Source organism: Corynebacterium sp. LaCa117, assembly GCF_046717765.1.
GTDB classification, from domain to species: domain Bacteria; phylum Actinomycetota; class Actinomycetes; order Mycobacteriales; family Mycobacteriaceae; genus Corynebacterium; species Corynebacterium kefirresidentii.
Genome location: NZ_CP177102.1, coordinates 1138873 through 1153107 on the forward strand (window position 1 = coordinate 1138873; position 14235 = coordinate 1153107).

The 14235-nt window shown below is 57.7% G+C and carries 10 protein-coding genes; 5 read left to right on the top strand and 5 right to left on the bottom strand.

Features of this window, described 5'->3' with window-relative positions:
- Positions 1–427 precede the first annotated feature (427 nt).
- Positions 428–886 carry a transcriptional regulator NrdR gene (gene nrdR / locus ACLI1L_RS05680; protein WP_049361220.1) on the top strand — a complete coding sequence of 153 codons (459 nt, stop codon included), beginning with the start codon at positions 428–430 and terminating at the stop codon, positions 884–886.
- Here nrdR and hrpA read toward each other — a convergent pair.
- On the bottom strand, positions 883–4770 hold the full coding sequence (gene hrpA / locus ACLI1L_RS05685; RefSeq protein ID WP_411708270.1) for an ATP-dependent RNA helicase HrpA: 3888 nt from the start codon (positions 4768–4770) through the stop codon (positions 883–885). The genes nrdR and hrpA overlap by 4 nt on opposite strands.
- Positions 4771–4876: 106 nt before the next feature.
- Between hrpA and ACLI1L_RS05690 the strand changes: the two genes are divergently transcribed.
- Complete coding sequence (locus ACLI1L_RS05690; protein WP_411708271.1) at positions 4877–5785, top strand: hypothetical protein; 909 nt, start codon at positions 4877–4879, stop codon at positions 5783–5785.
- Positions 5786–5856: 71 nt separating this feature from the next.
- On the opposite strand, the gene ACLI1L_RS05695 is transcribed toward ACLI1L_RS05690, so the two are convergent.
- Entirely contained in the window at positions 5857–6801 is a 945-nt protein-coding gene (locus ACLI1L_RS05695; RefSeq protein ID WP_411708272.1) for a LysR substrate-binding domain-containing protein, read from the bottom strand.
- A gap of 160 nt (positions 6802–6961) precedes the next feature.
- On the opposite strand from ACLI1L_RS05695, the gene ACLI1L_RS05700 reads away from it, so the two are divergent.
- Positions 6962–7555: a peroxiredoxin gene (locus tag ACLI1L_RS05700; protein WP_023021385.1), complete on the top strand. Its 594-nt coding sequence runs from the start codon at positions 6962–6964 to the stop codon at positions 7553–7555.
- A 97-nt stretch (positions 7556–7652) separates the two neighbouring features.
- Positions 7653–8177, top strand: coding sequence for a carboxymuconolactone decarboxylase family protein (locus ACLI1L_RS05705; protein WP_049361224.1), 525 nt, complete (start codon positions 7653–7655; stop codon positions 8175–8177).
- A gap of 88 nt (positions 8178–8265) precedes the next feature.
- Here ACLI1L_RS05705 and ACLI1L_RS05710 read toward each other — a convergent pair whose 3' ends face one another.
- Together ACLI1L_RS05710 and ACLI1L_RS05715 are read right to left on the bottom strand one after the other, a co-directional pair.
- Complete coding sequence (locus ACLI1L_RS05710) at positions 8266–10809, bottom strand: DEAD/DEAH box helicase (RefSeq protein ID WP_411708273.1); 2544 nt, start codon at positions 10807–10809, stop codon at positions 8266–8268.
- Positions 10810–10843: 34 nt separating this feature from the next.
- Positions 10844–11908, bottom strand: a complete 1065-nt coding sequence (locus ACLI1L_RS05715; protein WP_411708274.1) for a proteasome assembly chaperone family protein — start codon at positions 11906–11908, stop codon at positions 10844–10846.
- A gap of 243 nt (positions 11909–12151) precedes the next feature.
- Here ACLI1L_RS05715 and ACLI1L_RS05720 point away from each other — a divergent pair, with 243 nt between their 5' ends.
- Positions 12152–13252, top strand: coding sequence for a DUF4192 domain-containing protein (locus ACLI1L_RS05720; protein WP_411708275.1), 1101 nt, complete (start codon positions 12152–12154; stop codon positions 13250–13252).
- Here ACLI1L_RS05720 and galE read toward each other — a convergent pair.
- A complete protein-coding gene (gene galE, locus ACLI1L_RS05725; protein WP_411708276.1) occupies positions 13249–14235 on the bottom strand; it encodes a UDP-glucose 4-epimerase GalE in 987 nt (328 codons plus the stop codon). The genes ACLI1L_RS05720 and galE overlap by 4 nt on opposite strands.

Here is a 14235-nt window from a genome sequence, read left to right on the forward strand (position 1 = left end):
GCTCTAGTGGTTTCTCCCGCATCTGTATGGGACGTGGATCGATATGCCCCTCGCGCGGCGCGAGGGAGCGGTGATTCGCGGTATGTTCGAACTCTCCGCGTGGAAGATCGAACGACATATCGTTCGAATCGAGTGAAATCTGGCGGGGGCGACGGTCTTTCACAGAGAGCTCAACGTAGCGCGGTGAAGTCGAACACAGGTAACTACGTTTTAGGTGGCGTGTTTGGAATCGCGGTCTTTTTGGGCACTCTCCTAGGCGGATTGGCAGGGGCGGAAGGAAGTAGTGCACCGCAACCGCCGACCTCAGACATTCAACAGGTCGAGGCTGCTGTAGTGCATTAGTGAGGCGGTGGCCTTATGCTCGGTGGTTGGGCGGACTGTTGGGCGAGTAAACTACTGGGGTAACAACGTCAGTGAAAGGACCTCTGTGTATTGCCCCTTCTGCCATAATGAGCAATCCCGTGTCATTGACTCCCGCGTCGTTGATGCTGGAGCGTCGATTCGGCGCCGGCGTGAGTGTGCTTCGTGTAAGGGGCGTTTTACCACGGTCGAAAAGGCCGTGTTGTTGGTGGTCAAGCGGAACGGACTCGCGGAACCTTTTAGTCGAGATAAACTGATTCGCGGCGTACGGCGCGCCTGTCAGGGGCGAGATGTGGGTGACGATGCCCTGAAAAAACTGGCGCAAGAAGTGGAAGAGACCGTACGCGGGCATGGTTCCTCTCAGGTCAACGCGAATGAGATTGGCCTGGCCATCTTGGAACCGCTTCGCGATCTTGATGAGGTGGCCTATCTGCGCTTCGCCTCGGTCTACAAGTCCTTTGAAAGCGCTGATGATTTCGAATCTGAAATTCGTCTCATGCGTAGGCGCGACCGAGAGGATTTCTAGCGCAGTTTGTCAACGGCCTTCTGGATGCGGCGGAGCGACACGGCGTGAGCTGTGCCGAGGCGTTGGGCGAATAGTGAAACGCGAAGTTCCTCCACCATCCAGCGAATGTCCTTGACCTCGCGCGTCTTTTCGCGGCCAGGTGGTAGGCTGCGCAGCCGGTTGGCTAGGTAGGCCTTGGCGTTATCGACCTCGGCCTGGCGGTCTGCGTCGCGGTCAGGGTCAAGGTTCATGTCCTCCAAGCGAATGCGCATGGCTTGGATATAGCGCGGTAGATGACGCAGGTGGGACATGCCATGGATTGTGATGGCATTACGGGGTAGGAGGAACTCCAATTGCTCGCGCATGTCATCGATTGCCGCACCGTCCCAGTGGGCGAGTTCGGCTCGCAGGTTGGAATACTCGGCGAGTCCTGGGGCTATAGCCACCACCGCTTGACGCACACGGCCCGGAACCTGGGGCTTGATGGTGTCTTTGAGCTTCTGGAAAGCGGAAGGAGTGCGGACGGGTCCGCCGGCCTCTAGCATCAGATCGCGTATGGCAGCGACGCGGGCGTCGTTGACCAGGCCATCGGCGCCGCCGTGGGGATAGGAATCGACGGCGACGCGTTGTTGCAGCGGCAGGCCCTTGACCATTTGTGCAGTATTGACCGCAATGTCGCGCATAAGCAGGGTAAGGGTGGTGGTAACCATAGCGGCATCGGCTGCGGCCTTGGTGGGATGTACCTTGAGTTCAACGCCGTCCTTTGTGGCGACGAGGGCGGGGTAAGCCGTGACTTCGTGGCCGTCGACGGTGGTGGTAACCGTGTCATCGATGGCACCTAGAGTATCGTCGGTCCACTCGCTGACAGCGGTGGACTCAGCGGTGCGAGAGACGCGCGACACAGAGGATTTGATATGCCCGGCCTGGCGGCGGATAAGCGCCGCCAGGTCGCGGTCGGAGTCGACGATCTTGCCGCGCTTGTCGATGGCCCCGTAGTTCATCCTCAGGTGCATCGGCAGCTTGCCAGGCTGGAAATCGGTGGCGTTGATGCCTTGGCCGCCGAGTTCATGGAGGACGTCAGCAAGCTGCTGGGTGATGGTGCCTTCATAAGGGACGAGGCGGTCGATGGCGCGCTCAGCGAATTCGGGCGCGGGAACAACGGTGCGGCGCAGGGCCTTGGGCAGGCTGCGGATGAGTTCGGTTACGAGCTCGAGACGCAGGCCGGGTACGAGCCAATCGAAGCCTTCGGTATCGAAGCCGGCGAGCATGGGGATGGGTACCATCACGGTAACGCCATCGAGTGGATCGCCGGGTTCAAATTTATAGGTTAGTTCGTAGTCGATGGAACCCTTTCTCCAGTGGTCGGGGAAGGATTCTTCGGTGACCTCGTGGGAGTCATCGATGAGCTTTGTCGGATCGAAATCCAGCAATTCAGGGTTGCGACGGCGTTCTTTTTTCCACCACGAGTCGAAATGACGGCCGGTTGTTACCTTTGCTGGGATGCGCTGGTCATAAAAGTCGAAGAGGGTGTCTTCGTCTACGATGAGGCCGCGGCGGCGGGCTTTTTCTTCGTATGCGGCGGCGTCGTCAAGCGCTTGGGCATTGGTTTTGAAGAAGGCGTGGTGGGTATTCCAGTCGCCGGCAACGAGCGCGTTGCGGATGAACATATCGCGCGCGGCGGTGGGATCGACGCGGTGGTAGGGCACGGTGCGGTCGGCCACAATGGGTACACCGTAGAGTGTGGACTTCTGGTGAGCGATGGCGGCGGCGCGTTTGCGGGACCAGGTGGGCTCGGAATAGTTGTGCTTGAGCAGGTCTGCGCCCAGCTTTTCTACCCAGGCGGGATCGATGGTGGCGGCGTCGCGTGCCCAGAGGCGGGAAGTTTCCACCAGCTCGGCGGCCATGAGGAACTCCGGCGGCTTTTTGGCCAAGGCGGAGCCAGGAAATACCAGGAATCGGGTGTTGCGCGCGCCTTGGAATTCTTTGGAGTTGCCATCGCGGGCGCCGATATTGGATAGCAAGCCTGACAGGAGTGACATGTGGATATCATCGGCGCGGCGCTCGGTACCTTCCTGGTATGTCCAGCCCAGCTGCTTGGCGACGTCCTTGAGCTGGCGCACCAGGTCAAACCACTCGCGAATGCGCATGTAATGGAGAAACTCCTGCTTCATGCGTTTGCGGAATTTATTGCCGGATTGCTCGTTGCGGGTTTGTTTAATGTAGTCCCAGAGCTTAAGCATGGACAAGAAATCCGAGGACTTGTCCTTGAAGCGGGCGTGGGCTTGGTCGGCCTGGGCCTGGAAATCAAGGGGGCGTTCGCGAACGTCCTGGATGGTCATGGCGGCGACGATGACCATGACATCATCCAGGCATCCGTTGGTATTGGCCTCAATGAGCATGCGTGCCATACGCGGATCTAGCGGGATGCGCGCTAGGTCGCGGCCAGTGGCGGTCAGCGTGGGCTTATCCTGCTTGTCGTGGAGAGCGCCGAGCTCGTGCAGGAGGTTAAGGCCATCGCGGATGGCCTTGTGCTCGGGCGGTTGGATGAACGGGAATTGTTCGATGTCGCCTAGCTTGAGCGAGACCATCTGCAAGATGACGCTGGCGAGGTTGGTGCGCAGAATTTCTGGGTCGGTGAATTCGGGGCGGCTTTCAAAGTCCTGTTCGCTATAGAGGCGAATGGCGATGCCATCGGCAACGCGGCCGCAGCGGCCGGAGCGCTGGTTGGCGGAGGCCTGTGAGATGGGCTCGATAGGCAGGCGCTGGACTTTGGTGCGCGTGGAATAGCGCGAGATGCGGGCGGTGCCGGTATCAACCACATAGCGGATGCCGGGCACAGTAAGCGAGGTTTCTGCGATATTCGTGGCCAACACGATGCGGCGGCCACGGTGTTCGCTGAAAACGCGATGCTGTTCTTGATTAGATAAGCGGCCAAAAAGGGGAGTGACTTCGACGTTTTTCCACTTCTTGCCTTCGATGGCCTCCATGGCATCGCGGATATCGCGTTCGCCAGGGAAGAAACAAAGGATATCGCCGTCGCCTTCGTGCATCAGCTCTTCGATTGCCTCGGTCAAACCGTCGAGCGGGTCTTGGTCCACCACCTTTCCGCCGGCCTCAAACTCGAGGGGGCGGTAGCGGATTTCTACCGGGTAGGTGCGGCCGGAGACCTCGATGATGGGGGCAGGGTTTCCGTCGGCGTCGGCAAAATGGGCAGCGAAGCTTTCCGGATCGATGGTTGCGGAGGTAATGATGACCTTGAGATCGGGGCGCTTGGGCAAAAGACGCTTAAGGTAGCCCAATAAAAAGTCGATATTAAGTGAGCGTTCGTGAGCCTCATCGATGATGATGGTGTCGTACTTGTTGAGGAAGCGGTCACGCTGCATCTCCGCAAGTAGGATGCCATCGGTCATGAGCTTAACCGCGGTGGTCTCAGAGACGCGATCATCAAAGCGGATGGCGTAGCCGACGGATTCGCCAATCTTTTGGTCCAGTTCTGAGGCGATGCGTTCGGCCACGGTGCGCGCTGCAATGCGGCGTGGCTGGGTATGGCCGATAAATCCGCGGCGGCCGCGGCCCAGATCAAGACAGATTTTTGGGATCTGGGTGGTCTTACCGGAGCCGGTCTCGCCCGCAATGATGACTACTTGGTTGTCACGGATGGCTTCGGCAATATCGTCCTTACGGGCTGTGACGGGGAGGGCGTCTGGGTAGGAGATGGTGGGAACGGCGGCGTCGGTAAGTGCGACGCGCTCGGCGGCGGCCTGAATATCGGCGCCGATTTCTTGCAAGGCTTTGGGGGCGCGCGCCTTTTTCAAGCGGCGTCGGAAAGAGCGAGCTTCAGCGAGAGTGACATCGTCGAGTGCAGCGAAAAGTTCATCGCGGGAAGGGGTTTCATTCATAGTCATGACTAGGCACAGAGTCTACCTGTCCGCCAGAAATGAGGAAAAAGTTGTTAAAGTGGCAATACTTATTCATGCACTGATTGGCATTCCTTAAGGAGGAGCCCCGGTTATGACGAACCCGTATTCGGGCGGAAATGATGAGTTTCCGCGCTATGAACCCACAGATCACCCCGAAGACCAACCAAGCTATGGTCAGCTTCCGTCTTATGACGGCAGCCATGAAGAAAACAACCAAGGCTATGTAGGCTACCAAGCAGGCCAGCGCCCATATACCGGCAAAGTTTCCGCAGTAGACGCCGTTTCTTGGGCGTTTAGGGCCGTCTTTGGCAATTGGAAGCTGTGGATTTTGGGACCCCTAGCGCTTTTTGTTTTAAGTATCATTATTGCTGCCGTCGCAGGTGGCATCATTGGAGCGATCGCCTCCGACACGGGTCAGGCATCCATAGGAACTGCGGTCCCTCAGCTCATTTCGAGTGTCTTAAGCCTTGTATTGTCGCTGGTAATTATGCGCCTGGCGCTTTTCCAGATTGATGACTCTCGCACCGGTTGGGGCTACCTGTTTAAGGACGTGCGTTGGTGGCAGCCGCTGGTCATCATGCTTGTCATCGGGGTGGTGGCGAGCCTCATTGGATACGCTGCAATAGGTGGAACTTTTTACGGGTTGCTTGGTGACGCCGAGAATATGTCGGAGGACGAAGCAGTTGCGGCAGTATTAAGCGTCTTGGGAATTATGGGCGTAATTTTGTTGATTAGCTTCTTTATCCAACCACTCTTCTCGCTGATGCAATGGTTCGCTGCCGACGGCGATAGCGTTGGTGACGCTGTGAAGAAGGGCTTTCAGGCAGGTAAGAACAACTACGGCCAACTGTTGTTACTGGCAATTTTGAACTTTTTCATCGCCATCGGCGGATTCTTGCTTTTGGGTATCGGCCTCATCGTGGCTTATCCGGTTACGCTCTTGGCGCAGGCACATTTGTTCCGCCAGTGTGCTGGGCGCAATACGCTCCCGCAGGCATAGCTCGATAAAGACAAAGGCCACCGTTTCCTACGCGGAACGGTGGCCTTTGGCGTGTTGTGTGCAGCGCCGCGTTACTTGCGGGAGCGCTCAACCGCCCGGTTATAGGCAGAAGTGATGAGCTTGCCGAATTCAGTGAATTCTTCGCTACGGGCCGCGGAGGAGCGGAAGACGAGGCCGACTTCGCGTTCGGCGGTGACATCGGAGGCGAAGTGAGCTATGGCTACATCCTTACCGTGGCATTCGGTGGCTAGGGCGGATTCCGGGACGAGGGTGCAACCCAAGCCGCCCATGACCAGCTGCATGATGGTGGTAAGCGAAGAGGCGCGGGTGACGGAGTTGGTGGCCTCGGCCGGGTTGACGTCGGCGTGGCGGCAGAGATCGACGATTTGGTCGCGCAAGCAGTGGCCGTCGTCAAGTAGCAGCAAATCTAGGTCCTTGAGCTCGGAAAGCTGGACGTCCTCGCGGCCGGCGATGGGGTGATCGGGAGGGCAAACGATGGAGAATTTTTCCGTGTACAGCGGGCTGTCGACCATGCCGGTGGTTTCGGACGGAATGGCCATGATGGCGAGGTCCAAGTTGCCATTGCGCAGGCGGGTGATGAGGTGTTGGGTTTGCTCTTCTACAAAACGCGGCTCGAGATCCGGGTAGACCTCGGCGAGCATGGAGAGTAAGTCAGGCAGGATATATGGCGCAATTGTGGGGATAACGCCGATGGTGAGCGGGCCTGCGAGGGTGCCGTTGGCACCGCGTGCGTGGGCTAGGAAAGTATCGGCTGCCTCGAGGGTGGCTTTGGCATAGGGGAGAAGCTTTTCACCGGCCGAGGTGACAATGACCTTGCGGGTGGAACGCTCGATGAGCTGAAGGCCTAATCCCTGTTCGAGGGCTACGAGACCTTGGGAGAGCGAGGGTTGGGAGATTTCGAGCTTGGCGGCTGCGGTTCCGAAGTGCTTATTTTCCGCAATGGTGACGAAAGTGCGCAGCTGAGCAAGTGTAGGGCGATACTCTTTATTATGCATGCCTATCACTCTAACACTCACCTATAGGATTTGCTATTGACGCGAGCGAAAAAGATGGTATAACTGATCGTGTTGGGCCGGATACGGTCCGGCCCCGCTGCTTATAAACCAAGTGGCTGGAAACTTAGAGGAAGAGCCTTTAATAAAGGAGTTGAAGACTATGCCCATTTTGACTGTCGGCGAGAAGTTCCCAGAGTTCAACCTCACCGCCCTGACCGGTGGCGACCTGCATGACGTCAACGCTAACCAGCCGGAGGACTACTTCGAGCAGGTATCCCTGGACAAGTACGAGGGCAAGTGGAAGGTCGTCTTCTTCTACCCGAAGGACTTCACCTTCGTCTGCCCGACCGAGATCGCTGCCTTTGGCAAGCTGGACGAGGAGTTCCAGGACCGCGATACCCAGATCCTCGGCGGCTCCACCGATAACGAGTTCGCTCACTTCAACTGGCGCGCAACCCACCCGGAGCTGAAGGAAGTTCCTTTCCCGATGTTCTCTGACGTGCGCCACGACCTCATCCGCGCACTGGGCGTAGAAAACGCTGATGGTGTTGCTGACCGCGCTACCTTCATCATCGACCCGGATGGTGTTATCCAGTTCGTCTCCGTTACCCCGGATGCTGTCGGCCGCAATGTAGACGAGGTTCTGCGCGTGCTTGACGCTCTGCAGTCCGAAGAGGTCTGCGCTTGCAACTGGGAGAAGAACGACCCCACCAAGAATATCAACAAGATGGACGTCGTTCAGTCCGCGCTCTAAATCTCATTGAGATGCAGGTTAACCCCGCTTTCGTGGCGGGGTTTCCTTTTAAATCCAGCGCAGTAAATTCCTATCAAAACCTAAAAGGAGAAAAGCTATGTCTATTGATAATCTGAAGTCTGCACTGCCGGAGTACGCCAAGGACCAGAAGCTCAACCTCGGTGCGCTGACCCGTTCCAAGGACTTGGACGAAGAGCAGCTGTGGGGCTGCCTGCTGGCATCTGCTGCAGCAACCCGCAATGACACCGTGCTGGCAGAAATCGCTGAGGAAGCAAAAGAGCACCTCTCCGAGGAGGCTATCGAGGCAGCCTACGGCGCAGCCACCGTCATGGCGATGAATAACGTTGCTTACCGCGCCAAGGGCTGGTTGGGCGATGACTACGCACAGGTAAAGTTCGGCCTGCGCATGAACATCATCTCCAAGCCGGGCGTAGACAAGGCTAATTTCGAGCTGTGGAATACCGCAGTCTCCGCCATCAATGGCTGCGAGCACTGCCTGGGTGCTCACGCTCACGAGCTCAACGAGGCTGGTCTGAGCAAGGAGCAGGTCTGGGAGGCCGTCAAGGTCGCTGCCGTGGTTCAGGCTGTGGCACAGGCTGTCCAGATTGAGGCCGCACGCTAAAATAGCCGGCCTTTAGCCGCCCTCGCGCTTGCCGACGTCCCCCTCACTCGGGGCGTGGCAGCTAGGGCGGCTTTGTCGTTTTGGCTGGCTAGTACTCCACGCGCAGGTCCGACAGTCGGACTTCGCCAGCCTCATCGGAGGCATCGAGGTCTACCGTGGCGACGAACTGGTAGGCGTGGTCGCCGGCCGGGTCCTTAATGATCTGGCGCACGGACCACAAACGCGAGTCGGTATCGCCCAGGCGGAAGTACTCGGGACCGCGGGCCTCGGGGCCGGAATCGATATCGTTATATTCATCGAAATAGTCATCCAAGATGGCGCCGAAGTCCGGTACCTCGTCCAGGTAATCGAGCAGCTCCGCCAAGCGGTCTTCCTTTTCCAAAGCAAAGAGCTGCACCAGACGGAACATGTAATTGCGCACCATAATGGTAAAGGCGCGGCGATTGGCCGTAAGAGCGGTGGGGTCCTCCACGCCGAAGGCAAGCTCGCGGTCCACGGTGTCTTGGTCGATGGGGGAGTCTTCGCCGGCCATTTGCGCCCATTCGTCGACAAGCGAGGAATCCACCTGGCGGATAAGCTCACCCAGCCAGATGACGATGTCCTCGAGCTCCGGGGTGTTGTACTCATCGGGGATGGATTGTTTGAGGGTACGCCAGGCATCGGTCAAGTAACGCAAAATCACGCCCTCGGAGCGGGCTAAGCCGTAGGTGGCGACCAAATCCGAGAAGGTCATTGCATTTTCGAGCATGTCACGGACTACGGACTTGGGGCGCAACTCAAATTCCTTGACCCAGGCATTCGTCTCCGCAAAAGTATCGTAGGCCTGCTCCAAAAGCTCCTCGAGCGGTTTGGGCCAGGTGATATCCTCCACGATATTCATACGATCGGTGTAGTCCACTCCATCCGCCTTCAGCGCGGCAATTTCCTCGCCACGGCGCTGTTTCTGCTGGGCGATGAGCACCTGACGCGGGTCATCCAGGATGGACTCGAATACGGAAATAACGTCCAAGTTATAAGTGTCCGCCTCCGGATCCAGCAGCGAGAGCGCGGCTAGGGCGAATGGTCCCAGCGGTTGGTTAAGCGCGAAATCGCGGGGGAGTTCTCGCACCAAATGATAGGGTCGGCCGTAGATATCCAAGCCCTTGGTGGATTTTTGCACTACGCCAGAATCCACCAGCCCGCGGAAAAGGTCGAGGGCTGTGAGAATGTCCTTATTCTGCTTGCTGCGATTATCGTGATTGTCCCGCAGTAGATGGCGCATGTGTTCATAGCCATTGCCATGTCGTGCCAATACATTAAGCAGCATCGAGTTAGAGACGCGGAATTGAGACGTCAGCTGCTCAGGCTCAGCCTCAGTAAGGCGCGCAAAGGTCTTTTCGGACCACGAAACCTCGCCCTCTCGAGCGGACTTTTTCTTTAGCTTCTTCAAGCGCTTGGGGTCATCACCGATGCGGCGGCGTTCCTTAGCGTTTTCGATTTCATGCTCGGGGGCCTCGACCACCACGGTGCCCTCGGTGTCATAGCCGGCGCGGCCGGCACGCCCAGCAATCTGGTGAAATTCGCGCGATTTCAAAATGCGCTGGCGCTGGCCGTCGAACTTGGCCAGCCCAGTCATCAGTACGGTACGGATGGGCACGTTAATGCCCACGCCCAAGGTATCGGTGCCGCAGATAACCTTGAGCAGGCCCTTTTGTGCCAAGCGCTCTACTAGGCGGCGGTACTTGGGCAGCATACCCGCGTGGTGGATACCAATACCCTTGCGCAGCAACTTAGATAGATCCTTGCCAAAGGCAGTGGTGAAACGGAAGCCGCCGATTTCCTGGGCAATGGCCTCTTTTTCTTCTTTGGTGATTATCCCCGAAAGCGAGGTGAGAGCCTGGGCGCGCTCGGCGGCCTCGCGCTGGGAAAAGTGCACCACGTAGATGGGGGCCTTCCTATCGGCCAAGAGCTCTTCGATGGTCTCGTGTACCGCACTAAAGACATAGGAAAAATCCAGCGGCACGGGGCGCGTGGTACCAGCAACCAGGTCGGTAGCGCGGCCGGTACGACGGCTAAGGTCTTCTTCCAACCACGTGGTATCGCCCAGGGTGGCGGACATAAGCAAGAACTGCGCCTTGGACAGCTCTAGTAGCGGCACCTGCCAGGCCCAGCCGCGGTCCGGTTCGGAGTAGTAGTGGAACTCGTCCATCACCACCTGGTCGATATTGGCCTCGGCGCCATCGCGAAGCGCAATATTAGCCACAATCTCAGCCGTGGCGGCGATGATGGGGGCATTGCCGTTGACGGTGGCGTCACCAGTCATCATGCCCACATTTTCCGCGCCAAAGATATCGCAGAGGGCAAAGAACTTCTCACTTACTAGAGCCTTGATGGGCGCCGTATAAAAACTGCGCTGGCCACGGGCCAAGGCGATAAAGTGTGCGGCATTGGCCACCATGGACTTTCCGGAGCCAGTCGGGGTAGCGAGGATGACATTATCGCCGGCCAAGATCCCCAGCGAGGCCTCCTCCTGCGCTGGATACAAATTAATGCCCCGGCCGGTGGTCCACGAGGTAAAGGTATCCCAGATCGCCTCATCTACGAGGGACTCGGGCACTTCCGATAAATCTGGCAGCAGCTGAGATAAGTTCACCCCCACCACCTTAGCGGTGATGAGGGTGGGTTAGTTAGATATCGTCACCTAAGTCGCCATCGCCCTGAGCGGAATCTGGATCATCCTTGCCGTTATCGGCTTGAGAGCCCTCGCCATCGGCGGAATCTTCGCGGTCATCTATGTCAGAGTTAATGATCTGCTGGCTTTCTTCCTTATCCAAAGAAGCCAAGAAGGCTTGGAACTCCTCGCTGATTTCCTCGCCGGTAGGCACAGCTTCCTCGCCGGGCATGATAGCTTGCGGGTGTTCCTTGCGGTAGCGCTCCATATAGGCGTCATACTGCTGCTCGAGTTGCTGAACCACGCTTTCTATCTCATCCGAGCCACCAACTTGTTCTTCCAGTTGGTTTTCTACGCGGGAAATATCAGCCTCGATGCTGCCCAAAGGAATATTGAGGTGCGCAGCCCGAGCTACCGAATTCAATAACTGGAACGTGGCTTGCGGGTAGGGCGAAGCCGCAAGATAATGCGGCACGTGGACGGTATATCCGGCTACGGTGCGCTGCTTATCCGCCAGTGCCTTTTCCAGATACAGTGCAGCAGAGCCGGGGACCATCATGGTGGAATCCATCGACAACATATGCTCAGTCAGACGGGAGGAAGTGCCATGCGCCGTGACCACCGTGGGACGGGTGTGCGGAACTGGCATAGGTGCGGCATAGAGCATGATGGTGTCATTGATATTGAACTTTTCCACCAGCTTGACCACAGCAGTGGTAAAAGCCTCCCAGCGCATGTCGGGCTCTGGGCCAGACAGTAGTAGGAAGGTTTTGCCGGAATTATCGCGCAGGACCTTGATCCCCAAGTCCATCGATTCAATTTCTAGCGCCCGATCCTTATCGATGGTGACAGCTGGCCGGCGGGAGCGGTAATCAATCAGCTCATCAGAGTTAAACGAGGCCAGTTGGCGGCCTTCCAAAGCTGCCTTCAAATGGTCCGCACTAGCCTCGATGGCCTGGCCGGCGTCTGCATAGCCGTGCATGGCAACAATCATGGTGGGGCCTTGTCCGTCACCGGAATCATCCCTAATCGCCGGGGCTGGATACTCCAGCTCATACATGCGGCGATCTTCTTCGTGCATGTTGTGTTACCTCCTTGCTTTCTTACCAACCCCAACGCCGCAGGCGGGCTCAGTATTCCCGCGCGCACTGGGAGGTTAAATAACTGATTGTGCCCCAAATCGCCGCACATTGCCAGCGCAATCCCGGGCGGGGTGTGGACAAGCCGCTTGCCGACGCCCCGTCATCCCCGCCTATCCCCAGATTCTTACCACTTCTCAATGCTTGTCCTATACATGGTTGCGCGCGTGGCTGAAGCTGGGGCCATGAACATCTCAACACCAACTCAGCCCATTCGTACGCCCGGCGATATCCTCGCCAATATCCCAGGAATCCTCGGATTCTTCCCCTCCGAATCAGTCATCCTCATCTCCATCCAACCGAGCCCACGCGGATTCAGCATGGGGCCGGTAGCCCGCCTCAATCTGAACGATGTCCCTGCCGCCTTGCAAGAAGTGATGGATGCATTTCACTGCGGCAACCCCGAAAGCATCTTTGGTTTCGTTCTCTCTCAACGCCAAGAAGAAGATCTGTGGGATATCTTGCACTCCCTCTACCGCTTTCAGGATCGCTCTGGTGTGGGCATTGACGCCTGTTGGCTGGCCGAAGAGCTATCTACTGATACAGCCTACGACCTCATTTTTGGCCACGCGTCCGAGGACGGCGAGGGCCCGCTGCAGAATTGGATGGAAGGAACCATTCCCGCCATATCGACGAGCCACTCCATGCGTGCGTGCGTGAATAATGGCATGCTTCCTGAACTCAGCCGCAATGATTTGGTTCAGCGTTTTAAGGACCACAACCCATACTTTGGGAAAGAAGAAATTAGCGCGATGGAGCGATGCTGCAGAGAAATAGCCCGCCAGCTGCGCGCCGGGCGCGGTTACCAAACTTCAGATCCAGTGCAGGTGGTCAAGCGCCTTATCGCTGATGTCCGCTTCGTGCTCAGTGAGGTGGAATCGCTGGAGGAGACTTTGGAAAATGAGGAATTGCTGTGCGCAGCAGCGATGTGGATGTCTACCACGTGGACCCGTGACCTGGTCATCACAGAGCTGGTGTCTGCGCCGCGGGAAGCAGGGGACCTCCTCCTAGCGGTGGCACGTACATTCCAGGGGTCTATCCGCTATAACGCCCTAGCCTTATATGCAGCTAGCCAGGTATCCCATGAATTCGGAATTTATGCGGGTCCGGCGCTTTCTGTACTAGTAGAAGAGGCGCCCCATCATAATTTGGGGCGCCTCATAGCGCAGGGGTATCGCAGCGGCATGGGAAGGCGGTTGGTCACGAGCCTCTGCCATGGCTGTGAGTTAGCCCGCGAAGCGGCGGGGCTTGGCGCCGATGCCCCGCAAAGTAGCTTCGGAGGTTAGGCCCGCTTCGCTGAATGTGCCTTATCACCTAGTTGGCGGGTGAAATTCCATGCATCGGTAACGATCGTTTCCAGATCCGTGCGGGTGGGGTTCCATCCGAGCTCCCGCTTGATCTTCTCTGAGGAAGCGATGAGGGTGGCGGGGTCGCCTGCGCGGCGCGGAGCCACCTCAGCAGGAATGTCGTGGCCGGTGACCTTGCGGCACATCTCAATGACCTGCTTGACGGAGTAGCCATCACCAGAACCCAGGTTGTAAATGCGGTGACTACCAGATTCATTGGATTCGAGAGCAAGCACATGGGCATCGGCCAGATCACGGATATGGATATAGTCACGCACTGGGGTGCCGTCTGCGGTATCCCAGTCATCACCGAACATGAAGATCTTATCGCGGTGGCCCAAGGCCACCCGCAACACGATGGGGATGAGGTGGGTTTCTACCTCGCGGTTCTCACCGATGTTTCCGTAGGCTCCAGCCACATTGAAGTAGCGCAGGGAGGTCGCCCCCAATCCATAGGCGTGGGCGAAAGAGGTGATCATGTAGTCGATGGCAAGCTTGGTTGCACCATAGGGATTGGTGGGCTGGGTTGGCATATCCTCTGTAATCGGCACTTGGTCCGGCTCACCGTAGGTTGCAGCAGTGGAGGAAAAGACGAGATTTTTGACCTCGTTATCCCGCATGGCATTGAGCAGCGTCAGGGTAGTAACGACATTGTGCTGCCAATACTCATCGGGCTTTTCCACGGATTCGCCCACCAACGAGCGCGCCGCGAAGTGGATGACACCCTCGAAGCCACCTTCTCCCAGGACCTCGGAGGCCTTATCCGCCACGTCGCCCTCGACGACGCGGGCTGTTTCTGGAACGGCTTCGCGGTTTCCGGTGGAGAAATTGTCAATGATGGTTACATCATGGCCTTGTTCGACCAATACAGCGGCGCACACGCTGCCGACATAGCCGGCGCCACCGGTGACAAGAAGTTTCAT